This is a genomic window from Wenyingzhuangia sp. IMCC45467 (genome assembly GCF_054111205.1).
In genome coordinates, this window is sequence record NZ_CM134196.1 from 263,413 (window position 1) to 288,225 (window position 24,813).

A 24,813-nucleotide genomic window follows, 5' to 3' on the forward strand; every position below is an offset into this window, starting at 1 on the left:
AACCAAAGCCCGCATTAATTTTAGCCGGTGTTGTAAGTAGTTTTTACTTTTTTATATAATATTGATTATTATATTTCAGAACCTTTTCATTATTTAATTCTTTAACATCTAGCATAATTATTTGTGTAAGTTTTTGGTTCAATATAAATGTTAGTTTTACGTCTGAATTAAAAGTTATATTAAAGTTTTCAGAACCTACTTTTGTTTTGTCGTAAATAGACCATTTTCCATTTACAGTTTTATATTCTGATGATTCAATAACTTCTATTTCAGCAGTCATGTCTTCATTAAGTAATATTTTATTAATAATAATCTTATCTGGTGTTTTTTCAGATTCATGTAAAAACCATTTTCCAAATAACTCAGTTTTTGTATAAGTTGTTTCCTTAAAATCAAATTTCTTTTCAAAATTACAAGAAGTTAAAAGCATAGTAGTTACACAGCTTATAAATAAAATTATTTTTTTCATATTCAATTTTTAGATTTTTTTAAATTACCTTATCAATATTCTACTGTTTATTTTATTGGAATTAAAGTGATAACTAATTTTTCAATTTAATTACTTACAACGGTTTTGGCTAGGCTTTGTGCGGGATTGAAAATCGACAAGATTTTCGAACACGGACTAAGCCGAAGCTTTTTGTTTGGATTTGTTTCTTTGGTTTCACAAAGCCAAATCAACAAGATTTGGCGACCCAGTAAATATACACAAAACTTTGAAGTTGGCACAAAACCCGCATGAAGTTTAGCCGGTGTTACCTACAGTTTTTTATTCCGATTAATTGCGAAAACCAAAGTTGAGTTTGGTAAAAGTTTTATTGTTTTTCTAATTTTGCTATCATAACGATTCATTAATTCTATTTCTTTTGTAATTCTTATAATTAGATATTCAGCATTTTTTTCAGATTTATAAGAGTATTCAAGTCCGTTAATGATTAAATCACAAGCTCCATCGATTAATGATAAATTATAATATTCTCCATTAAATTCAATTCCAATCGAGTTTGCGTAAGCGTAAGTTTCGTATTTTATTTCCGTTTTTCCGCTTGTTGTTTTTCCAGTATATTTTTTATAACTCACATCATAAACTTCGTCTTCATCTTTTTCTATTTCCAATTTTGCGTAACTGCCTTGAAAATCTAATAAAGATTCCTTGTTTTCAGAATCTCTCACAATTAAAATTCCGTTTATCGTTCCGCTAAAATTTCCCGATTCTAAATTTTGAAAAACAGAGTCAAATCCGTTTCCATCTGTGTATCTTGAATCATCTTGTCCAAATAAGGAAAATGACATAAAAGTCAGAAGAATTATAAATGAAATTCGAATGTTTTGTCTTATCCTGATATAGGTTGCCCTTTTTTTAGGTTGATTATCTTCTTATCTAAATAGTAAGTTCAGGTAAATTTACATTATTTCTACGATATGATTTGTATTTGATGTTTGGATTTAGATGTACTTCAGCCGGCTTTCTTAAATCAAGACTAAAATGCGTTCTAAGATTATTATAAATATAAACAGCTTGTTTTGTCATTTTCTGAGCAATAGCTGTGTTTTTGATTGTTAATTTTAGTCCGTATTCGTATTTCAAAGTTTGATTAATTCTCTCAGCTAGGGCATTTTCATAAGGGTCGTATTGTTCTGTCATACTCATTGTCATTCCATTATTTTCAGCAAATTCGGTGTATTTGGGGTTGCAATATTGAAACCCTCTATCTGAATGATGAATAAGTTTTTTATTAGGGTATTTCCTGTTTTTAATAGCCATAGCGAGCGCTTGGGTACAAAGGGATGTTCTCATATGGTTTGCAAGGTTATAACCCATAATTTGCTTAGAATAGGCATCTGTTACCAATGCTAAATAATTATGTCCATGTTGGGTTTTAATATAGGTTATATCCGTCACCCAAAGCTGTTCAGGTCTTGTAGGTACTTGTTTTTTTACGATGTTTTTATACTTTCTAAACTGATGATTTGAGTTTGTTGTAGTATGGTAGTTTTTAATCCTAGGCACCAGCAAGTTATATTGTCTTAAAAAACGATAAAACTTGTCTCTTCCGATGTATATATTTTGTCCAATCATCTGCTCTTTAAGTTCTTTATGAAGTTTTATACCACCAGATCTTTGTCCAACATTTTTACGATATTTTTGGACCATTATGATTCTTTTTTTATCGTTTATTTCTTTGTTTTCGAGTGTTTTGATTCTTTTGTAGAAGGCTTGTTTACTGACCCCGAAGCATTGATAGATCCATTTTCTTTTAAAAGGTTTATCTTCTTTATTTCTATCTCTTTTGCTAATGTTTCGGGCAATGACTTTTTTGACATATCGACACCTGTAATGATTTCCATATCTGCAATGATATCCTGTTGAAAGTCTTTTACAAACTCCAATTCTTCAATACGTTGCTTTAATTTTTTTATTTCGTTTAGTTTACTCATACCTGTATTTTGTTGATGCAAAGTACTGTATTTATTTAACCAATAAGAAATGGTAGATCTAGAAATGTTATATTTCTTAGCAGCAAAGTTTACAGATATTTGACCATTTTGAATTTGGTCAATGACAAATAATTTGTGTTGAAAAGTAACTTTTTCGTAGTTTTTTTTTCGACAGGGTGTTTTTTTGTTTGTGTCCATAGTTTAACTAAAGTGTTTAATTTTTAGTCAACCTATTTCAGGAAATTACATTTTTCATAATTGTAGGTAACGGTTTTGGCTAGGCTTTGTGCGGGAAGAAAATCGACAAGATTTTCGAACACGCAACTAAGCCGAAGCTTTTTGTTTGGTTTTGTTGATTTGGTTTTCACAAAGCCAAATCAACAAGATTTGGCGACTTAGTAAATATACACAAAACTTTAAAGTAAGCACAAAACCCGCATGAAGTTTAGCCGGTGTTGTAATTAGTTATTTACATACTTAAAATAAATTAATTGTGAAAATTATATTTTAGTTGCTTCTTGAATAATTTCTAGTATTTTTTTTTCTAAAAATTCAACTGTTAAATTTTTATCATAGTCCCTTTTCCATTGTTCAATCCAGATTGTTTCTCTAGCAATTGTTATTGCTTTAGCATTCTTTATAAGTTCGTTAAAAAAACTATAATCGTTAACTTCTATTGATGATTTGTAATGGAAAAAATCTAAATCAATATCTAATATGTAGTTTTTTTTCCAAACTTCAGGCATTATACAAAACTCAAATCTTTTAAATTCGTCCTCAAGTATTTTAGATTCAATTGATATTTCTGTATGACAACAAAGATTATGATTGATAATTATTTTACTTGTATCACTATAATTTTCATAATCAGATATGTTGATAATATCATCTCTTTTTGGATTTGTTGAGTCAACAGTAAATAATAATGCTTTGTTAATGAATTCACACTTTATTGCAGCATCAATATGTTCATCATTGATTAAGTCATGAATTAATTCATTTTCACCATTTTTTAATCTTTCAATTAATTGTTGATTTGAATTTAGTTTTTCATGATAAGATTTATGTTGAAAAGCAGGGTGAGTGTCAGTATGATGGTCAAATGAAATTAAATAAGGCTTTACAGATCGATATTTTTCCCATAAAAAAAGTACTTCATTATGTTTTTCACAAATGAAAATTTCCTTTCCATTTATATTTAATGTTTTCATTTTCGAGATAATTAATTACAACGGTTTTGGCTAGGCTTTGTGCGGGGTTGAAAATCGACAAGATTTTCGAACACGTACTAAGCCGAAGCTTTTTGTTTGGATTTGTTTCTTTGGTTTCACAAAGCCAAATCAACAAGATTTGGCGACTTAGTAAATATACACAAAACTTTGAAGTTAGCACAGAACCCGCATTAAGTTTAGCCGGTGTTGTGTAACGTTTTATTTATTGATTTGTACTTTTCGAACTTCAATTAATTGTTCTCCTCCAAATAAAATGACAAAAAAGAATAATATATAATTAACATCTTTCGATTGAAAATTAATAGTTTCATTTTCGTTTAAATTAAAATACGTGTAAATATATTTATAGATAATAAATATCAAAGCTACTATTGATAAAACTTTCAAATAATAAAGAGTTTTTCGATGTTTTGAAATCAGTACAATAAAGGCCATTATATTTATTATTCCCCATATAGCATAATTTATATGTTCCTCATATTTCAATAACCATAAACAAGCTAAAGAGACAATACAAGTGTAAAATATAGCAAATCTATACATCCATTTATATTTGAAAAAAGCTTTTTCTTTATATATTGGTTCTACTTTTTCAATACTTTCAATATTTTTTTCTTTAGTTGTATTGTTTTCATTTATAGAATAATTTTCTAATAATACTTTAGCTGCTTCAATTGCTTCTTTGTCAAATAAAGATGGATTTTCAATTTTATATTCTAATTCAGATTTTGTTTTGAACTTGAATTTTTCAATGTATTTATTCTTTTTCAAGGACTTTTTTTTATGTTACACAACGGGTTTGGCTAGGATTAGTGCGGGAAGAAAATCTGCGGATTTTCAAACACGGACTAAGCCGAAGCTTTTTTTTTGGATTTGTATTTTGTTTAAACTAAGCCAAATCAACAAGATTTGGCGATTTAGTAAATATACACAAAACATTGAAGTTGAAAACAATGCCCGCATTAATTTTAGCCGTTGTTAGCTAAAGTTTTTTTATATAATCACGCATTATTATCTCAGCTTCTTTTTCAGCATTTTCTTTCCAAATTTTATTTAAAATATATTTTTGAGGATTAGTATTTTTTGGAACCTCTTCATAATATCTCATTTTTTTATATTGGTCTGAATTCAAAATATCTTTTTTCAAAACATTCATATAAAATGTAGGTGAACTAAGTTTATCTGCTACTTGAATCATATCTATATTAAATATTTCTATGAATAAAATATAACTAGATAGATTATAATTTTCATTATTGATGTATTGGAGAAGTAGCTTAGGTTTTTTTTTAATTATTCGAGTAATTTCTTTTAACCATAAACTGTCCGTTTCAATAATATTTAAACTTCTATGACTAACTGGGGGTAAAGGTAATATTAGTCCTGTTTGAGGTTTTCTTTTGTGTATTTTTTTTGTATATAATTCAATATGATTTAATGCATATAGGTTGTCAAAATCTTTTATTAATTCATTTAGGTATTCTGAACTTTTTTTTAAACTATCTGTTTCTTTGTGAAAAATTGAAATTTTAAGCTCAGCATTTTCATTAAACTTTTTTAATTCGTTGTAGGAGTAAGATTGTAATGGTATTATTAGTGATAAAAAACTAATAACTCTAAAAGTAACTATGGCTTCTTTTCGGTTTTTCATAAAATTTTAGCTAACGGTTTTGGCTAGGATTAGTGCGGGGAGAAAATCTGCGGATTTTCGAGAGAGTACTAAGCCGAAGCTTTTTGTTTGGTTTTGTATTATTTAGATAAACTAAGCCAAATCAACAAGATTTGGCGACTTAGTAAATATACATAAAACTTTGAAGTAGGATAGAAACCCGCATTAATTTTAGCCGTTGTTGGCAACTGGCTTTTTATTCGATATGATACCATTGATATTCTTTTCCATTCCAAAATATAATTCCTCCACCGTGAGATTCTTCAACGCTCATATAAATTCCGTTTCCAATAAGTTTGAAGTTCTTGCTTTCGTCTTGTCCAATTATATCTCCTGTTTCTTGGTCAACTAAAGTTGGAGAAACTATTTCTCCTTTTGGTAGCATTTCAAAAACTTCAATCCAATCTAAGTTTGTCATTTCAAATACTTCTTTTCCAGCTCCAAAAACGTAACTTTCGCTTTTTTCAGAATTGTGAAGTATCAATACCCCTATTTTCTGATTTAACTTATTTTTTACGATGGAGGCGAAGTCAGTTTTGTTATCTCCGTTAAAGTCTCCTTTCAGATTTTTGTCGATAATTAATTCTAAAGAATCAGGTACTTTTGAAAAGTCAACTTTTTCAATCGGTTCAACCTTTAATTCAGTTTTTCTTTCCGCCTTTTCTTTATAGGGAGAAAGGAATAAAATCAGAACTAAAATTGTTAATGTTAATTTCATTTTTCAGCTTGTTGCCAACGGTTTTGGCTTGGCTTTGTGCGGGCTTGAAAATCGACAAGATTTTCGGACACGTACTAAGCCGAAGCTTTTTGTTTGGTTTTGTTGATTTGGTTTTACAAAGCCAAATCAACAAGATTTGGCAACTTAGTAAATATACACAAAACTTTGAGAAAGCACAAAAACTAGCATGAAGTTTAGCCGGTGTTAGCCACAGTAATTATTTGTAATACATTTTCTTAATTAAAGTTCTAGTCAATTGAACCACTTCTTGCGTTACTCTCGGATCAAATTTTAATGTTTCAATTTTATCATATAATTCGACTTGTTTTGTTTTTGTATTAAGAACCATCATTCTCAAGTTTGAATTTGATGTTATTTTTTCTCCAGGAGTTATAACAACCATTCCCGACAATGCACTAGTTGTCCTATAGTGTGGTTCAAATTTAGGATTATATCGAGCGTTATAAACGAATAAAATAGCATATTCGTTATTTGTCATAATTTCTTTATTTTCAAATATTTTAGAAAGTGATATTAAATTATTATTATCGGAGTTATCTAATTTGTTCAATATTTCATCTAAGTTTTCTAAATTAGAATACTGTTGTTTTTTGGATTCAACTTTTTCATATTTATTACTCAATAGTTTATTTGAAATAGAGTCTATTAAAAAGCTATTTTGAATAGATAAATCTTGATTAATTGAAGTCCTATATTTTTCTTTTTCAATAACACTTACTATAGGTGTCAGGATAGTAATCTCATTAATTTTTTTCTTTTCTTTTTTAAAGTTTCCAAAATACTTAACGGAACTACAACTACTCAAAATAATAGTCAACATTAAAAAGTTTAGAATTTTCATTTAATTTTTTTTTATTGTGGCTAACGGTTTTAGCTAGGAAACGTAGCGTTTAAACTAGCCGATTATTTTTCAGATTAAAACTACACAAAATAAACAAAAAACCAACTTTGATTAAGCACAAAAAAAGCTATGTTTTTTAGCTGTTGTTAGCTTATGCAACATTTCACATAAAAATGATGAAAAGGGTAGGAGAGTTTCCAAACTTTACGCAACGACTTTAAAATCGCATTGCTACGATAATTTTTCACGTTCTGCTTTTCAAAGAATTGAGAATGTTAGTTTTGAGAATTTGTAGGGAATTGAGTACGTAACTTTAAGCCACCATTTATCGTTTATTAAAAACTTTCATTAAGAATTATAAATGTTAGTTTTATTAAAGTTCAGCGTACAGTTCAGCACGTAATTTATGGACACCATTTTCTTTTTAATTAATAAATTTTCAAAGAATTATTGATTTCGTTTTCCTTTTACGCAACAGTAAATAATTCAATTATTTCTCAGTTTAAAAAGTTTGTTTTTCACTTAAAACATTAATTAATTTTTGTTCCAGAAAAGTTTCATTCTTTAATTTTTTGAGTCAAGATTGGTTTCAAACAATTAAGAAAAAGTTTCATTTTAACAACAGCGAAAAATTCAGCCATGAATTTCAGCGTTGTTAAAGCTAACGGTTTTGGCTAGGCTTTGTGCGGGATTGAAAATCGGCTAGATTTTCGAACACGTACTAAGCCGAAGCTTTTTGTTTGGATTTGTTGATTTGGTTTCACAAAGCCAAATCAACAAGATTTGGCGACTTAGTAAATATACACAAAACTTTGAAGTTAGCACAAAACCCGCATGAAGTTTAGCCGGTGTTAGCTACTGGGCATTATTTTAGTTTAGAGTTGAGTCTTTTTTTCCAGCTATCAAAACACTCGCTTCCTTTTGAAATTGAGTGATTTATTATATTAAAATCTAAATTAGTTTCAAAACCATTTATTTTAATTTGTTTTCTGTATTCTTTCCTACCAATTTCTTTTATTGTATTAATATTAATTTCAGATTGTTCTATTATCATTTCATTAGACTCTATTTTATTGAAGCTCCAAAGATATGTTGCATGAGAATCAAGAAGTTCCCAACAAATATGTTTTTTTTCTTTACCAGAGATAAAAAATATAAATCCAAAAAGAGGGTTTAGTGTAAATCTAATTTTTACAATTGAATTATGTTTTTTACTAGCCAGATATATTAGTTGTTTTTTATTTCGGGGAGATTTTAACTCTAGAATTAGATTAATTATATCTTCATCTGTTTGTCCAAATATATTGCCTGAATTATCAACTTTTGATAAAATTTCATCTGAGTTAAATGTGTGTTTCTCATTTTTAATATTATCAGTTAAATCAATTGTATTTAAAATTCTTTGTTTTTTAACAGAATCAATGATTTCATTATTAATACTTTCAATTTCTATAGAGTTACTTTGTATATTTAATATTTCGTCTTTATTAAATTCAATTTTAGTAGATATTTTAAATTTACCATTCTCAAAATATTTCGAGAAATAACTTTTAATATAATCGTATTCAGGGAGTATATTATCATTATATACTTTAATTTCTAATGAATCTGGTATGGTTTCTAACTTTTTTGTTAAAGATATATAACCTAAATGAAACGTTGAGTTTTCAAAGTATTCAGAGAATTCAAACTCGAGTATTTTATTTTTTCCATCTGTCTGAATTGAAGATGTTTTAATCATATCAGATTCTTCTAAATTATCACTTTCGTAATAACCAAACTCAGAATATTGAATTTCAGGTTCTTTAAAAGCTTCAGGAACTACTAATGGTAAGTTGTCGTAGCTACTTAATTTTTTTATTAATTTCTCCCATTCTAATTCTTTGAATATTAATTTTTTTATGTCTTTTTTTAATTCTTGATTATTAAATTCATGTACATCATTAGGATTGTAATCAACAATTACAATGTCTAAAGATTTTAAGTGTCTATTGTAATTTGAGATTTCAACTTTAAAATATAAATCTAAATGGTATTTAAAAGTTAAGCTGTTTTTAGGGAAATTTGTTTGAGATAATTCAATTAAATCATCCTTTGTTACATAAATTTTATTATTTGAAATTTTTATAAATCGTTCTTTCATTATAATTTTTTCAAGCCTTGTAGCTAACGGTTTTAGCTAGGAAACGTAGCGTTTAAACTAGCCGATTAGTTTTCAGATTAAAACTACACAAAATAAACAAAAAACCAACTTTGATTAAGCACAAAAAAGCTATGTTTTTTAGCTGTTGTTAACTTATGCAATTTTTCAAACTGAAAATTCACTAGGAAAGAAGAAGTTTCCAAAATATCCGCAACAACTTCAAAGTTACATTGCTACGATAATTTCAACGTTTTGCTTGGTAGATATTTATCGATTAAAGACAAATCATCAACGAAGCGATTTTAGCGTACATTTCAGCACGTAACTTAGTGAAACAACTTTTCGTTTCATTAGATATTTTTCAAATAAATAGCAAAGAAATATTTATATGATTTTCACGTACACTTCAACACGCAATACCAGTTTACAAATCATTATCGGCTAGAGAAAAATTATCAATTACTGAAGTTTTTCCAATTCATTTTTTACGCAGACAAAAGGCTTTTTTCAGCTCAAAAAGATAAGTTTCGTTTTGATTTTTTTTGAGTCAGCACTGGTTTCAAACTAAAGAATACCGTTCAATTTAAACATCCGCGTAAATTTCGACAGAAATTTCAAGGATTGTTTAAGTTAACGGTTTTGGCTAGGCTTTGTGCGGGAAGAAAATCAGCGGATTTTCGAACACGGACTAAGCCGAAGCTTTTTGTTTGGTTTTGTTTCTTTGTTTTCACAAAGCCAAATCAACAAGATTTGGCGACTTAGTAAATATACACAAAACTTTGAAGTAAGCACAAAACCCGCATGAAGTTTAGCCGGTGTTGCCCACTGTATTTTATTTCATTAAATTTAATTTCAATTCATAATAAAAATCAATTGCAATTATTAATCTCATTATATTAGAATTAAATTCTTCTTCTTTAAATTCATTTGTTAAAGCAATTGCTAATATTGCTGGATTAATATCAGGAACTTCTTTGATGGCTTTTAATAATTCTTTTAAGTTTTGATTTTCACAGTTTTCTATTAAGCAGTTAAGATATTTACCATCTCTCTTTATTTGAAAATGTTCTTCCTCAGGTTTACTTTCATTATTGTCATTAGATATAACAACTATTTCTGTGTTAATTTCTCTTTTATTTATTTCCCATATTTTGTTGAATAATTCAGACTTTTTTAAATTATTCATGTATTCTGTTGTTTTCTTATTTTCGAATACTTCTAGAGGTATTTGCATTGTTTGAATGTCCTCAAGAAATTCTTTATAGGATATTCCTATATTTTCATTCGTGTAAATTTTCAATATTTCATTTTCAAAAATTTCACAACCATTATTTAATAATTTTATCTCATTTTGAGTAAAACACTTTTCTAATAAATTTGCGTAATTAATCTTTTCTTGACATTGAGATTTAAAACTAAAAAAGATAGTTAAAATGATTAATGATAGCAATTTTTTCATATTGTGGGCAACGGTTTTGGCTAGGCTTTGTGCGGGATTGAAAATCGGCCAGATTTTCGAACACGCAACTAAGCCGAAGCTTTTTGTTTGGTTTTGTTTCTTTTGTTTCACAAAGCCAAATCAACAAGATTTGGCGACCCAGTAAATATACACAAAACTTTGAAGTTAGCACTAAACCCCGCATGAAGTTTAGCCGGTGTTGTACATAGTTTTTGGTTATCTCAAAACGATATCAAGGTTTTAATTTCTACAATTTCAGTTTGTCTTTGAACTTTTAATTACTAAAAACAACATTCATTTTCTTCTTTTTGAAAATTGTATATCGTATTTACAAGGTGGTTTTATTTCTGTGTTTTCTATTCTTAATTTTTTCCAAAAAGGATAAATCAAAGTAAGAGAAGTCGAAAAATGTTCAATTTTATTTGTCTCAATTTTTATTCCTACTGAACTTTTAACATTAGTATTCCCTCTATATTTAGAAGTTATTATTATCGGTTTTGAAAGAATTTTTTTGACAGTTGGTTCTAATTCTTTTAAGTTTTCAAAGGTTGAAGAAAATTCTCGTCTTAATTCGTCATAACCAATTCGAACAATAGATTCCTTTAATTGAAACCAAATCTCAGAATTTTTAACTCCAATTAGAGTGTTGTTATCATACAAATCAAAATCAATCTTGTTTTCAGTAAGAGTAATTATAATCTCTTCAAATAGTATTGATTCTTCGGATTTCATTTCAATTATGTACAACGGTTTTGGCTAGGCTTTGTGCGGGGTTGAAAATCGACAAGATTTTCGATTACGTACTAAGCCGAAGCTTTTTGTTTGGATTTGTTTCTTTGATTTCACAAAGCCAAATCAACAAGATTTGGCGACCTAGTAAATATACACAAAACTTTGAAGTTAACACAAAACCCGCATGAAGTTTAGCCGGTGTTAACTAAAGCATTTCTTCAGAATGAATAAATGATTAGAAAGGTATTTTGTTTAAAATAAGACTTTCAAAGAAAACAAAGTTATTTATCTACAGCTACAATAATTTCAAACACGTTGCTCTGATTAATATTTATCAAAATATATAAAAGTTATTTAGTTATATATATTTCTCAAAAAGTGATAATTTCTCGCAATTACGATAACATAAAGTATGACATCATTTATCAGATTAAGAAAATTTATCAAATAATTATTATGGCGTAGTTACGATAATTCAAACACACAGAGATTAGAATTCAGCGTTTTTAAGAAGTTTTCAAACAAAATCAATGTTCTTTAAACGACTAAATAAAAAAACGGCGAAGCCAACCTTAAAATTCACTTAAACGACATTTGCATAGCTACGATAAATTCAATATTTATTTTACTAAGAAATTATCAAAAAACAGGAGAGAGGAAGTTGTTTTCAGTTTCAAGAATTAATTTCAAAAGAGAATTTTTCAAACTCAAAATGTAGCTACGATTTTTGTTTTAGTTAACGGTTTTGGCTAGGCTTTGTGCGGGAAGAAAATCGACAAGATTTTCGAACACGTACTAAGCCGAAGCTTTTTGTTTGGATTTGTTGATTTGGTTTCACAAAGCCAAATCAACAAGATTTGGCGACTTAGTAAATATACACAAAACTTTGAAGTTGGCACAAAACCCGCATGAAGTTTAGCCGGTGTTAGGCAATGTGTTTTAGTACAAAAATACCTCCTCAATAATTTTCCATTTATTAGATTCTTTTTCAATAAATAAAAGTTTCGTAAGAGTTTCTTTACCGTTAGCAATTTCAGAACATAAAAAGTATCCCATACTCATTTCGTTATTAAAATATATTTTTGATAAATTTAATACACCAGCCAAATAAAATTCTTTTTCGTTTCTGAATTTATCGTTTTCAGATTTAGTCCATCCCAATTCATTTTTATTTAAAATTTTAAATGGATTTACATTTTCGATATAGTTAAAATCAATATTAGACTCTACTGTATTATTAGCTATATTTTGTCGGATTACCTCTAAGTATTTTTTGTTTTTTAAATCAATATATCCTTTAATATGATTATATAAATTTTCATTATTAATTATACTTAATTCATTGTTGAGCCCTACTACCACATTGAATGATTTTGGGTTAATAATAGAGTTATAGAAATAATATTCTCTTAAATAGTTTGAATATTCTCTCAGATATTTATAGTACTCTAATAATTCTTTTTTTGATTCTTGAATATTATTTTCGTCTAAAATAAGGGGTGGTGCGATAGGCTGAATATCAATAACTCTTAATTGCATTTTTATCGCCATTTCAATAAAAATTTCATTTATAATTTTTTCTTCTAAATGTTTATTTTTTTCACAAGAAGAATTAAAAAATATAAAAGCTAAAACTGTAATTAATAGTATTTTTCTTTTAATCATATATTGCCTAACGGTTTTGGCTAGGCTTTGTGCGGGATTGAAAATCGACAAGATTTTCGATTACGTACTAAGCCGAAGCTTTTTGTTTGGATTTGTTTCTTTGGTTTTCACAAAGCCAAATCAACAAGATTTGGCGACTTAGTAAATATACACAAAACTTTGAAGTTAGCACAAAACCCGCATGAAGTTTAGCCGGTGTTAGGTAACGTTTTTATCAAATGATGTTTTGAAGTAAAATCTTTAGTTATTAATAAATTTTTTTCAATAATTTTAATTTCTTTCTGGAGCTACGATAATTAAAGAATTTCTATGTTTTTCAGTTATTTAAATTTCTCAAAAAAATCAAATAATTTACAGCTACGATAATTTCCTACACGTTACTCTTGTAAATCAATTTTCAAATATTAGAAAAGTTATTTGATTTCTAGAAAATTATCAAGAAGAGTTAATCTTTCATAATTACGATGACATAAGTTTTGACACCGTATATCGGATTAAGAAAATTTATCAATTAATATTCTATTCACAGCTACGATTTTCAAACACGCAAAGATTAGATTTCAGCGTTTCTAATAAGTTTCTCATTTTACTTGTCTTCTTAAACGACTAAATAAAAAAACGGCGATAGCCAACCTAAAAATTGCTTTAAATGACTTTTCATTGTTACTAAATTGATTTTTATTCATGGAAAAGTTTCAAAATAGGAGAGGAGCGAATTTATCAGCTTTGATAAATGTTTGTTTGGAGAATGCGGCTACGAGTTTATGTTACCTAACGGTTTTGGCTAGGCTTTGTGCGGGAAGAAAATCGGCCAGATTTTCGAACACGCAACTAAGCCGAAGCTTTTTGTTTGGTTTTGTATTTTTTAATTTCACAAAGCCAAATCAACAAGATTTGGCGACCTAGTAAATATACACAAAACTTTGAAGTAAGCACAAAACCCGCATGAAGTTTAGCCGGTGTTACCTACAGTTTTTTATTCCGATTAATTGCGAAAACCAAAGTCGAGTTCGGTAAAAGTTTTATTGTTTTTCTAATTTTGCTATCATAACGATTCATTAATTCTATTTCTTTCGTAATTCTTATAATTAGATATTCAGCATTTTTTTCAGATTTATAAGAGTATTCAAGTCCGTTAATGACTAAATCACAAGCTCCATCGATTAATGATAAATTATAATATTCTCCATTAAATTCAATTCCAATCGAGTTTGCGTAAGCGTATGTTTCGTATTTTATTTCTGTTTTTCCGCTTGTTGTTTTTCCAGTATATTTTTTATAACTCACATCATAAACTTCGTCTTCATCTTTTTCTATTTCCAATTTTGCGTAACTGCCTTGAAAATCTAATAAAGATTCCTTGTTTTCAGAATCTCTCACAATTAAAACTCCGTTTATCGTTCCGCTAAAATTTCCCGATTCTAAATTTTGAAAAACAGAGTCAAATCCGTTTCCATCTATGTATCTTGAATCATCTTGTCCAAATAAGGAAAATGACATAAAAGTCAGAAGAATTATAAATGAAATTCGAATGTTTTTCATAATTGTAGGTAACGGTCTAGTATAACCGTCAGTTACGGGTTTTAAGTTACTGTTTTTCGATTAATCACTGACGCTTGCAATTCCGAGTGGATTCGGACGTAGTCGAATCCGCCGTAATTGCGGTTATACATTGTTGTACGCAGTATTTTATTCAATGAATTTTGGTTTTATTCGATTCATATACTCAATTGTTGATTTAATTACTTTTTCAAGTTCGATGTCCAATAATTTTCCAATGCTTTTAAAGTACATTCCCATTTCGTTTTCAGAATGTGTCTTTAAGTGAATTACTTCTCTTCTTAAATCGTACAATTCCGTAATTTGTCCAATAATTTTCGAGTTACTTTCCGAAAAATTAGGTTGTTCTAAAAGCTGATTAATTAAAACGGTCAATTTTTCTTTAAATGTAACTTGAGGACTCTCAATTTTTTTCTTGTTCAGCTTTTTTGTCTTTCCATATTTAGTCTGCTCATAAATGAAATTGTTCGGAATAACTTGATTTAAAAAAGCTTCTAATGAAGTAACTAATAATATAACAGACATTATTTTGAATTTAATCAAGTCGTTAAAATTCTTGTTAGTATTATCAATTCCGATATTCAACATGTGAATTCCATTAGCCTCATTATCCAATTGACAATCGTGTTTTAGCAATTCCAAGGTTTTTATAGAATAGTTGTAATTTTCAATTCCGCTATTTAAAAGAATATGTACAGGATTTGGAAGTGGTGCAATAAATATTTTGTCCAAATACTTTACTGTTCTGCTCGTGAAAGTTATTTTTTCACCATCATCTTTTTGTACAATAACAACTAATTCCTCCTTTAAAACTGACCTATTTTCTAAATTTTTATGTTCAGCGGGCTTTCCATCCGAGTAGGTTACATTCGGTGCATATTCTAAAAAATAAAGAGGACTGTTTTTAATTTTGTTCACTGTGTTTGGTCAATATTGCGTACAACGGTTTTGGCTAGGCTTTGTGCGGGGTTGAAAATCGACAAGATTTTCGATTACGTACTAAGCCGAAGCTTTTTGTTTGGATTTGTTTCTTTGGTTTCACAAAGCCAAATCAACAAGATTTGGCGACTTAGTAAATATACATAAAACTTTGAAGTTTGCACAAAACCCGCATGAAGTTTAGCCGGTGTTGGGTAAAGTTTATTTTATCAAAATTGATTTTAAAATTTCGTTTTCACATTCAGAAGTTAATTTTTGATTTATCATTTTTTCCTTAACACTTCCTTTGTCATTTACACTTCTAATAATAGTTGTTAATTTAATTATTTCGAGAGTGTCTAAATTAAATAGTATTTTACATTTATTTGGTTTACCATAATCCGATATTAATAAACTTATGTATGGAGGCAAAATTCCAGAATTATGATACCAAGAAGCAGTGAATCGATAAGTAGGTTTTTCATATTTAGCAAAATATTTCTTTACACATTCAGGGATTTTTATGGAATTTTTGCCAATAGAAAGAGTATAACTATTACTTTCAAATTGTGCAGGAGAATATTGTTTTGGAAGTCCTGTTAATTTTCCATTTTCACCAATTTTTATTTCGGTGTCTTTATGTGCATAAGAATTAAATGAATATGTGATGCACAAAAATATTAACAATAATTTTTTCATAGTCAAAATTTTATTTAATAGTTGTTTTTAAGAATTTTTATTGAAATATTGAGTAAATAAAACCAATAATTATTATTATTATTAGAATTCCTATTCTAAAATATTTTTGTTGTTTAGCTTTTCTTGGATATCCGTCTTTTTTCAATTCCCAAGAGAATAAAATTATAATTAAAGTATGCCCAAAATCAAAAATAAAGTCAGCTAATGTAAATCCTTCATTTGCTTTTTCAGATTGTATATTTTGTTTAAATTCTTTAGATAAATTTTTAATGTTCTGTATTTCTTTGGAGTCGATTTTTCTATGCGCTAATTCATTTTTAGCTAAAAGGACAGCTTCTGGATTCCAGTCATTTTCAAATGCTAAAATCTCAAGTAATTCTTCAGTATTTCTGTCTTTTATAGGAGGAATAAAATCGTCCATTTTTATTTTTTTCTAAAATTTTACCCAACGGTTTTGGCTAGGCTTTGTGCGGGATTGAAAATCGACAAGATTTTCGAACACGTACTAAGCCGAAGTTTTTTGTTTGGATTTGTTTCTTTTGATTTCACAAAGCCAAATCAACAAGATTTGGCGACTTAGTAAATATACAGAAAACTTTGAAGTAAGCACAAAACCCGCATGAAGTTTAGCCGGTGTTGTGTAACGTTTTAAATTTCATTCAGTAAATAATGAAATTTAAATATGATAAATTTTCTTAACTATCCTAAAATTTACATTATCAATACTAAAGTCCAATAATTTACACGCTTTTTTTTATCCATTTACCAAATTTAATTCCGACTAAAATTGCTGGAATAATTCCAATTAACGTTATCCAAAAGAATGGTTTAAAAATGTAATCTTCAAATGAATTCCAAAAAGTATCGTAAGGCTCCATTCCTTCCTGTACAAATCCAGTCCAACCAACGAGAATTGCTGTTAATATTAATGTCAAGATTCCATATTTTATTCCGACTTTTTCATGATTTTTTTTCTCTATTAGGATTTCATATCCAGCATTTTTTCCAAACCAGTAAGCAAGTCCATAAAAAACTCCAATTCCAATGATGATATTTATTAAATAATTCCATTTAACTAACCATAAAATATTTCCGCCAGCAAGTAATGTCATAAAAAGAAATGAAATTATTATACCTATTGAAGCTGATTGAAATGCTTTTTTGATTCCAATTTTTTTTGCTATTTCAGGAGTCATTTTTCTTCTTTTTAATGTTACACAACGGTTTTGGCTAGCAAATGAAGCGTTTAACCAGCCGATTAATTATCAGACTTAAAACTACACAAAATAAAAATAAAACGGACTTAGAAAAAGCAAGAAACAAGCTTTTTTTGTTAGCCGGTGTTAGCCTATGCAGTTTTTCAGTTTTCAGCTAGGAAAATGTTTCATTGAAAAAATGCATAATCTTTATTTTTTCAGCGTTGCTACTTTTTCAAATCGCGTTGTTACGATAAATTCAACGTTTTGTTTTCTATATTTTTCGTGTTAAATGAAATTTATCAATGAAACATTTATTTGCGTACATTTCAGTACGTAGCTTTCAACATTATTTTTCATTTAATAGATTTTTATCAAAGAATTAAGAATGATAAATTATTCACTTTTTCACGCACAATTCAGCATGTTATTTTTTTAGGAGTTGAGAAAACTTAATAATTTTCAGCAACGAAAAAGTACATTTTTAACAATAAAAAATCTTAAATAAAGTCAACAAATTATCGGTTTAAAGAAAAGTTTCAGACTTAAATTTTTTGCGTTAAGATAGGTTTCAAAATATTAAAAGAAAAGATAAAGATTCATTAAGCTGCGGAAGTTTCAACCGAAACTTCCTGTTTAGGCTAACGGTTTTGGCTAGGCTTTGTGCGGGAAGAAAATCGCCAAGATTTTCGAACACGGACTAAGCCGAAGCTTTTTGTTTGGATTTGTTTCTTTGGTTTTCACAAAGCCAAATCAACAAGATTTGGCGACCCAGTAAATATACACAAAACTTTGAAGTAAGCACAAAACCCGCATGAAGTTTAGCCGGTGTTGGCTAACGTGTTTTCAATCGGTTTAATATTACTTTCAACTCATTTTCTTTTTCTGGAAATTTTTCAATTATTTGATTGACTAGTTTCTCAGAATTTTCACAATTATTTTTATTAGTTATACAGTTAGATACAACAGCAAAGGCAAGTCTATGATATGCAACATATTTTTCAGGTAATAGCTCAATAGCACTTTCGTATTTTATAATAGCTTTTTCCCATTCATTTTTAGTTGAAAAACGATCACCAGTATTTATATGCATATAATAAACACTATTATTTTCTTTTTCATTGTTAGGAATTGCTTTTCGTTGTTTGTGAAAACTGTTTATTTGGAAAAATAATAAAGTTGAGACACTCAAAAATATTACAGAAAATATTATAATATTTCGGATATTTTTTCTCCTATTTTTGATGATTTTATCTCTTAATATCCTAAGCTCACTTTCAGATATTTCTTTTGTTTCATATCTGTTTTTTTCAAATGAATCTTTATTTTTTTTCAAGCTTTTGAAAGTATCATTATTTGAAAACATACTTTTCTTTCGTAATAAATTTTTATTATTACGAAGTATATTTCTCATAGATGACATACTTCCTTCTCCTCCCATTTTCAGTTGTTATGTTTTTATCAAAAAAGTTAATTTATAAGTGCATTTAATATTCCAACGACTATAGCTAAAAGTATTATAATTCCTGAAAAATTTCTTAAGTTATTAGATTTCTTCTTAAACTTTTTGTTTTCTCCTTCAATGTTCCATTTCATTTTAAACATAGATTTAAACATTAATTCATACGATGATGCAGAAAGAGGGTTTAAAATTGGAAATAATGGATATTTATCATCTTCTGCAGAGTAATAAATCCAAAGATTCATTAAAAATGCTATTGTAAAAGAGAATATTGATAATGTAATACAGGTAAAAATTATTCCAAAATAAATATCATTCATAATTGTTCTTTAGATGTGTAATACTATGTTTGCCAACGGTTTTAACTAGGAAACGAAGCGTTAGACTAGCCGATTAATTTTCAAACTTAAAACTACACAAAATAAAAAGAAAACCAACTTTATGAAAGCACAAAAAAGCTTTGTTTTTTAGCTGTTGTTAGCCTATGCAGTTTTTCAGTTTTCAGCCACGAAAATGTTTTTATTGAAAAAATGCATTATCCTTATTTTTTTCAGCGTTGCTACTTTTCAAATCGCGTTGTTACGATAAAATTCAACGTTTTGTTTGTTAATATTTTTCGGCATAAAAAAAGTATCAATGAAACATTTTTTGCGTACAGTTCAGCACGCAATTTTTAACACAATTTTTATTTTGATAGATTTTTTTTCAAAGAATTAAGAATGAAAATTTATTCACTTTTTCACACACAATTCAGCACGTTATTTTTTAGGAGTTGAGAAAACTCAATAATTTTCAGCAACTAAAAAGTAGATTTTGAACAAATAAATTTCCTTAAAATAAAGTCAATAAATTATCGGTTTATAGAAAAGTTTCAGACTTAAATTTTTTGCGTTAAGATTGGTTTCAAAATGTTTCAAGAAAAGTTAAGAATTAATTTATCTGCGGAAATTTCGACCGAAATTTCCTGTTTAGGCTAACGGTTTTGGCTAGGCTTTGTGCGGGATTGAAAATCGACAAGATTTTCGATTACGGACTAAGCCGAAGCTTTTTGTTTGGATTTGTTTCTTTTGGTTTCACAAAGCCAAATCAACAAGATTTGGCGACTTAGTAAATATACACAAAACTTTGAAGTAAGCACAGAACCCGCATGAAGTTTAGCCGGTGTTGGCATAAGTTTATTTATGCATGTTTTCATTTATAACATAATGAATAAATAATTCTTCATTATTTGAACCATTATTTATCCATGGAGGGAGAAATTCTACAGCTTCATTAATTTTACTCTTTAAAATGTCTAAATGTTTTTCAGAAAAATTGATTCTTTTGATTTTAGAAGTCGGATTTGTCACTGATAAGAATGTTAACTCTACATGTTCATTAGGTAAGTCTTCATTTAATTTTTCACATTTATAATTTATCTCATTATTAGCTCCAATATTAATTATAACATGATATTTTTCATAGATATATGTGTCCCAAAATATTTCAGGAACTTCAACTAATTCAATGAATAAATAATTAGCAAAAGAGTAACCTCCAAGAGGTTCAGACTTTGTAGAATATGTTTTATTTGGTGATTTTAGAATATACCATTCTTCTGTATTGTCATTTTGTATAATATCTCCGTCTTTATGATAAGGAGTTTCTTTGTTTAATAAATATTCTTGTTTTGTAAAGTCGTATTGGACTACAGCTTTTTTTCCTTTTTTATTATTTATAGTCCAAATTCCAACAGGTATATTTTTTTCATATTTTCCCTGTACTAAAACTTTTCCTTTTCTTGTAAAATAAGTCCAAGAGTTTACCTTACCTCCGTTTTTAAACTCTCCTATTAATTTTGGTTTTCCTTTTACGTTGAATAATTCAACTTTACCATTCAGAACTCCATTTGTATAGTTAATTTTTCTTATTAATTTTCCTTTTCTACTGTAGGTTTTCCATTCTCCTTCTTTGACATCATTGATTAGTGTACCTTTCTCAATAATTTTATTATTGCATTTAAGCTCATAGTTATTATTTTCTAGCTTTTCTACACAATTACAATGTGAGAATTTATTTGTTTGACTATAAAGTAAAGTCGTGGTAAGAAGTAAAATGATTTTTAGAATTTTTTTCATGTCATTTTTTATTTATGCCAACGGTTTTGGCTAGGCTTTGTGCGGGATTGAAAATCGACAAGATTTTCGAACACAGACTAAGCCGAAGCTTTTTGTTTGGTTTTGTTTCTTTGGTTTTTACAAAGCCAAATCAACAAGATTTGGCGACCTAGTAAATATACACAAAACTTTGAAGTAAGCACAAAACCCGCATGAAGTTTAGCCGGTGTTGGCTGTAGTTTTATATTTTAAATTTCGGTTTACTTTCAATTCTTTTAATAATATTTTTTACTTCATCATTTGAATTATACCAAGCTATACTGAAACAGATTACTAAAATAAATGATGTTAATGTAAATAATCCATTGAAAAATAAATTCCAGGAAGAATTGTCCCATTCAATTCTCATTCCTTCAGAGATTGTGTTTGAAAGTAGAGGAATAAATAGTGCTACAGATGCAATAGTTAATTCTTTCCAAATATTATTACTCCCTCTTTTTATTGTTTCAAATTCGTGTTCGTTAAGAGAATAGTAAGTTGAATTTCCGTCAAAGTGTATTTCTGAAGTAGCTTTTGCTTTATTTATTTCAGAAACAGGTAATGCTTTTGAGTTGTTATCTGTTTGACCAGATAAATCACTGTTTATATTTTTTGGGTCATTAGATTTCGTTTCCATCAGCATCTACTTTTTTACCTAATAACCAAGTGTATTCAAGGATATAACCTTGCTCATTATTTATTGGAAATACTCTATAATTTAAGAAAATGCTTCGACCTTCTAACCAACCTACTCTCATAGGTGTTATATTTCCCGTTCCTAACGTGTTATTAAAATTAATAAACTTTATTCCAACACCAATCCTTTCAATTTGAAATGGTTCAATTCGAGTTTCTGTATTTTCAGAATCTTTTAGAAATTCAAATTCAGCAATAAATTGGTGTTGACTTCCTAAGGCTATTTCTAATTTTTCGCCAGAAGTATTGACTAGAGAACCTTTTTCATAAACGTCTAGTTCTCCAACTTTTATTTTTATCATATTTGTTTTTTTAATTACAGCCAACGGTTTTGGCTAGGCTTTGTGCGGGGTTGAAAATCGACCAGATTTTCGAACACGCACTAAGCCGAAGCTTTTTGTTTGGTTTTGTTTCTTTTGATTTCACAAAGCCAAATCAACAAGATTTGGCGACTTAGTAAATATACACAAAACTTTGAAGTTGGCACAAAACCCGCATGAAGTTTAGCCGGTGTGTACTTAGTGCTTATCCTTTTAATTTTGAGATAGCACTTAATATCTTTTCAAATGCAGGAATAGATAAACCCTCTGGTTCTTTTGTATCTAAAAAATCATTTTCTTTAGTATTACCAAAATATTTTTCAACTAACTTTTCTTTTATAATCTGTTTTTTATCATCTGAAAGACCTTTTATGAAAGGATTTATTGAAGCTAATTCTAATTCAGCATTTCTATTAATTGTTTCTAATTTCCTATGTTTTGATGATTCACGTGCAGCATAAGTTGCAGGATAAGAAAGTGCAGCTGCAGCAACTAACCTGATTAAAGATTTTGTCCAATCAAATCCTAATGAACTTAAATCAATAATTGTCCACACTAAAAGCCCTGAAAAGATGCTCATAAAAACGATAGCAAAACCTCTCCAAAAATTGGCACTTTCTTTATGACTATTGGCTATATTTTGATAATTTCCAGTAACTCCAACATTACCAATTAAATTAACGAGCGTTTTAGCTTCCGCTAGTTTGGTATTAAGTTGTTCTACAATCTTTGTTGTATCTGTATCAATACTTTCTTTTAATTCGTCAATTTCTTCTCGAAAAGTTTCTTTGACTTTCTCTATTTCTGAACGATAAGTTTTCTTATCATTTTCAAAGCTTTGATTGTGTTCTGATTTTATATTATTGAAATTGGTTTGAAATGTAGAATTCAAATTTTGTATTTCACTTTCTTTTCCTTCAATTAACTTAAGTAATCTTTGAATTTCAGTTTCTTTAGTCGATAAGTTTATTTTAAATTTTTCAATTTCAGTTTTTAGTTCGTTTTTGTCTTTCTCTAAGGAATTATATTTGCTTTTGGCAGTTTTTTCAAAGTCTGCAATTTTACGCGAGAAATTAAAGTCAGCTTTGGCTACTGGAATCGGAAAATTTTTAATTCGATTAATTGCTGCATTAAAATTGTTAGTTGCATTATTCAAATGTCCTGCATTATTATTTCCAACAAAACTATTTACTTGGGTTATTCCTGCATTTAGTTCATTGCTTAGTGCATCTAATTCCGTTTGTAGTACTAAATCTGGAATTGTCAACTTAACTCTTTGATTGATATAAGAGAAAACTGTTTGAAAAAAAGAAAGTTTTTCAAGGTCTATTTTAGATTTAACATCTTCATTTTCTAAAATTTCTTCTAAGGATTTTAACCTGTCAAATATGTTGTGATTTTCAAAAGTTTCTGATGTCATTTTATTGGTTTTTGTTGTTTTTTTGCATTAAGTACAACGGTTTTGGCTAGGCTTTGTGCGGGATTGAAAATCGACAAGATTTTCGAACACGGACTAAGCCGAAGCTTTTTGTTTGGATTTGTTTCTTTGGTTTCACAAAGCCAAATCAACAAGATTTGGCGACCCAGTAAATATACACAAAACTTTGAAGTTGGCACAAAACCCGCATGAAGTTTAGCCGGTGTTACCTACAGTTTTTTATTCCGATTAATTGCGAAAACCAAAGTTGAGTTTGGTAAAAGTTTTATTGTTTTTCTAATTTTGCTATCATAACGATTCATTAATTCTATTTCTTTTGTAATTCTTATAATTAGATATTCAGCATTTTTTTCAGATTTATAAGAGTATTCAAGTCCGTTAATGATTAAATCACAAGCTCCATCGATTAATGATAAATTATAATATTCTCCATTAAATTCAATTCCAATCGAGTTTGCGTAAGCGTAAGTTTCGTATTTTATTTCCGTTTTTCCGCTTGTTGTTTTTCCAGTATATTTTTTATAACTCACATCATAAACTTCGTCTTCATCTTTTTCTATTTCCAATTTTGCGTAACTGCCTTGAAAATCTAATAAAGATTCCTTGTTTTCAGAATCTCTCACAATTAAAATTCCGTTTATCGTTCCGCTAAAATTTCCCGATTCTAAATTTTGAAAAACAGAGTCAAATCCGTTTCCATCTGTGTATCTTGAATCATCTTGTCCAAATAAGGAAAATGACATAAAAGTCAGAAGAATTATAAATGAAATTCGAATGTTTTTCATAATTGTAGGTAACGGTTTTGGCTAGCCAACGAAGCGTTATACAAGCCAATAGTTTATCAGACTAAAACTACACAAAATAAACAGAAAACCACCTTAGAGAAAGTAAAAAAATAGCTTTGTTAGTTAGCCATTGTTAGCTTGTGCAACTTTTTCAAATAGAAAAGTTCACTAGGAGGGAAGAAGTTTCCAAAATATGCGCAACGACTTTCAAATCGTGTTGCTACGATTCATTCAACGTTTTGCTTGAAAATATGTATCGATTGTGAAGAAATTTATCAACGAAGATTTTTTTGTGCGTACAATTCAACACGTAACTTTAGTACACAATTTTTCGTTTTAAATGGATTTATCAAAGAATTAAATTACACGAATAGTTCATCAAGAAATACAAGTTTATCTATTTTCAGCAAGTAAAATTTATCAATGATTTAGATGTTTTTCAAATAGAGATTTACGGAAAGTAGCGACACAATTAAAACACAATATTTCTCAGCTAAAAAGGAGTTGCTTTTCGATAGAAAAAATGGTTTTTAAATTTTTTGAGTCAGACTTGGTTTCAGAAAAAATTAAGTAAAAGTATCAGCATTATAACAACTGCGGAAATTCGACCAGAATTTGTGCGTTGTTAAAGCTAACGTGTTTGTATATGGTTTGTTGCGTGGTTAAGCAACTAAGTTAACAAATA

25 protein-coding genes are annotated in these 24,813 nt (G+C 28.4%); all 25 read right to left on the reverse strand.

The window, feature by feature from the left end; all coding sequences use genetic code 11:
- Positions 1-43: 43 nt before the first annotated feature.
- Positions 44-469, reverse strand: a complete 426-nt coding sequence (locus tag ACXGQT_RS01190; protein ID WP_457829606.1) for a hypothetical protein — start codon at positions 467-469, stop codon at positions 44-46.
- 290 nt (positions 470-759) lie between these two features.
- Positions 760-1,293, reverse strand: coding sequence for a hypothetical protein (locus tag ACXGQT_RS01195; protein WP_457829607.1), 534 nt, complete (start codon positions 1,291-1,293; stop codon positions 760-762).
- 88 nt (positions 1,294-1,381) lie between these two features.
- Positions 1,382-2,248, reverse strand: a complete 867-nt coding sequence (locus ACXGQT_RS01200; protein ID WP_457830793.1) for an IS3 family transposase — start codon at positions 2,246-2,248, stop codon at positions 1,382-1,384.
- Positions 2,176-2,637, reverse strand: coding sequence for a helix-turn-helix domain-containing protein (locus tag ACXGQT_RS01205; protein ID WP_457829545.1), 462 nt, complete (start codon positions 2,635-2,637; stop codon positions 2,176-2,178). The genes ACXGQT_RS01200 and ACXGQT_RS01205 overlap by 73 nt, the downstream gene beginning before the upstream one ends.
- A 302-nt stretch (positions 2,638-2,939) precedes the next feature.
- Entirely contained in the window at positions 2,940-3,650 is a 711-nt protein-coding gene (locus tag ACXGQT_RS01210) for a peptide arginase family protein (RefSeq protein ID WP_457829608.1), read from the reverse strand.
- A gap of 219 nt (positions 3,651-3,869) precedes the next feature.
- The gene (locus tag ACXGQT_RS01215) at positions 3,870-4,442 is read right to left on the reverse strand and encodes a hypothetical protein (protein ID WP_457829609.1); all 573 of its coding nucleotides are present in this window, start codon (positions 4,440-4,442) and stop codon (positions 3,870-3,872) included.
- 211 nt (positions 4,443-4,653) lie between these two features.
- A complete protein-coding gene (locus ACXGQT_RS01220; RefSeq protein WP_457829610.1) occupies positions 4,654-5,322 on the reverse strand; it encodes a hypothetical protein in 669 nt (222 codons plus the stop codon).
- A 214-nt stretch (positions 5,323-5,536) separates the two neighbouring features.
- Positions 5,537-6,058, reverse strand: a complete 522-nt coding sequence (locus tag ACXGQT_RS01225) for a hypothetical protein (RefSeq protein ID WP_457829611.1) — start codon at positions 6,056-6,058, stop codon at positions 5,537-5,539.
- Positions 6,059-6,275: 217 nt separating this feature from the next.
- Positions 6,276-6,920, reverse strand: coding sequence for a hypothetical protein (locus ACXGQT_RS01230; protein ID WP_457829612.1), 645 nt, complete (start codon positions 6,918-6,920; stop codon positions 6,276-6,278).
- 865 nt (positions 6,921-7,785) lie between these two features.
- On the reverse strand, positions 7,786-9,063 hold the full coding sequence (locus tag ACXGQT_RS01235; RefSeq protein ID WP_457829613.1) for a hypothetical protein: 1,278 nt from the start codon (positions 9,061-9,063) through the stop codon (positions 7,786-7,788).
- An 832-nt stretch (positions 9,064-9,895) separates the two neighbouring features.
- Positions 9,896-10,522 (reverse strand): hypothetical protein, encoded by a 627-nt coding sequence (locus tag ACXGQT_RS01240; protein WP_457829614.1) that lies wholly within the window; start codon positions 10,520-10,522, stop codon positions 9,896-9,898.
- Positions 10,523-10,816: 294 nt separating this feature from the next.
- A complete protein-coding gene (locus ACXGQT_RS01245; protein ID WP_457829615.1) occupies positions 10,817-11,254 on the reverse strand; it encodes a hypothetical protein in 438 nt (145 codons plus the stop codon).
- A 939-nt stretch (positions 11,255-12,193) separates the two neighbouring features.
- Entirely contained in the window at positions 12,194-12,919 is a 726-nt protein-coding gene (locus tag ACXGQT_RS01250; protein ID WP_457829616.1) for a hypothetical protein, read from the reverse strand.
- 966 nt (positions 12,920-13,885) lie between these two features.
- The gene (locus ACXGQT_RS01255) at positions 13,886-14,419 is read right to left on the reverse strand and encodes a hypothetical protein (RefSeq protein ID WP_457829617.1); all 534 of its coding nucleotides are present in this window, start codon (positions 14,417-14,419) and stop codon (positions 13,886-13,888) included.
- A 189-nt stretch (positions 14,420-14,608) separates the two neighbouring features.
- A complete protein-coding gene (locus ACXGQT_RS01260) occupies positions 14,609-15,397 on the reverse strand; it encodes a hypothetical protein (RefSeq protein ID WP_457829618.1) in 789 nt (262 codons plus the stop codon).
- A gap of 222 nt (positions 15,398-15,619) precedes the next feature.
- Positions 15,620-16,096 (reverse strand): hypothetical protein, encoded by a 477-nt coding sequence (locus ACXGQT_RS01265; protein WP_457829619.1) that lies wholly within the window; start codon positions 16,094-16,096, stop codon positions 15,620-15,622.
- Positions 16,097-16,133: 37 nt separating this feature from the next.
- Positions 16,134-16,517 (reverse strand): hypothetical protein, encoded by a 384-nt coding sequence (locus tag ACXGQT_RS01270; RefSeq protein ID WP_457829620.1) that lies wholly within the window; start codon positions 16,515-16,517, stop codon positions 16,134-16,136.
- A 319-nt stretch (positions 16,518-16,836) separates the two neighbouring features.
- Positions 16,837-17,292: a hypothetical protein gene (locus ACXGQT_RS01275; protein ID WP_457829621.1), complete on the reverse strand. Its 456-nt coding sequence runs from the start codon at positions 17,290-17,292 to the stop codon at positions 16,837-16,839.
- An 835-nt stretch (positions 17,293-18,127) separates the two neighbouring features.
- Positions 18,128-18,733: a hypothetical protein gene (locus tag ACXGQT_RS01280; RefSeq protein ID WP_457829622.1), complete on the reverse strand. Its 606-nt coding sequence runs from the start codon at positions 18,731-18,733 to the stop codon at positions 18,128-18,130.
- A gap of 29 nt (positions 18,734-18,762) precedes the next feature.
- A complete protein-coding gene (locus tag ACXGQT_RS01285) occupies positions 18,763-19,074 on the reverse strand; it encodes a hypothetical protein (protein ID WP_457829623.1) in 312 nt (103 codons plus the stop codon).
- 855 nt (positions 19,075-19,929) lie between these two features.
- On the reverse strand, positions 19,930-20,871 hold the full coding sequence (locus ACXGQT_RS01290; protein ID WP_457829624.1) for a toxin-antitoxin system YwqK family antitoxin: 942 nt from the start codon (positions 20,869-20,871) through the stop codon (positions 19,930-19,932).
- A gap of 220 nt (positions 20,872-21,091) precedes the next feature.
- The gene (locus tag ACXGQT_RS01295) at positions 21,092-21,532 is read right to left on the reverse strand and encodes a hypothetical protein (RefSeq protein WP_457829625.1); all 441 of its coding nucleotides are present in this window, start codon (positions 21,530-21,532) and stop codon (positions 21,092-21,094) included.
- Complete coding sequence (locus tag ACXGQT_RS01300) at positions 21,510-21,911, reverse strand: DUF6864 domain-containing function (RefSeq protein WP_457829626.1); 402 nt, start codon at positions 21,909-21,911, stop codon at positions 21,510-21,512. Before ACXGQT_RS01300 ends, ACXGQT_RS01295 begins: the two co-directional genes overlap by 23 nt.
- A 199-nt stretch (positions 21,912-22,110) precedes the next feature.
- A complete protein-coding gene (locus ACXGQT_RS01305) occupies positions 22,111-23,325 on the reverse strand; it encodes a hypothetical protein (RefSeq protein WP_457829627.1) in 1,215 nt (404 codons plus the stop codon).
- Between the two features lie 227 nt (positions 23,326-23,552).
- On the reverse strand, positions 23,553-24,086 hold the full coding sequence (locus ACXGQT_RS01310; RefSeq protein ID WP_457829607.1) for a hypothetical protein: 534 nt from the start codon (positions 24,084-24,086) through the stop codon (positions 23,553-23,555).
- Between the last annotated feature and the right edge of the window lie 727 nt (positions 24,087-24,813).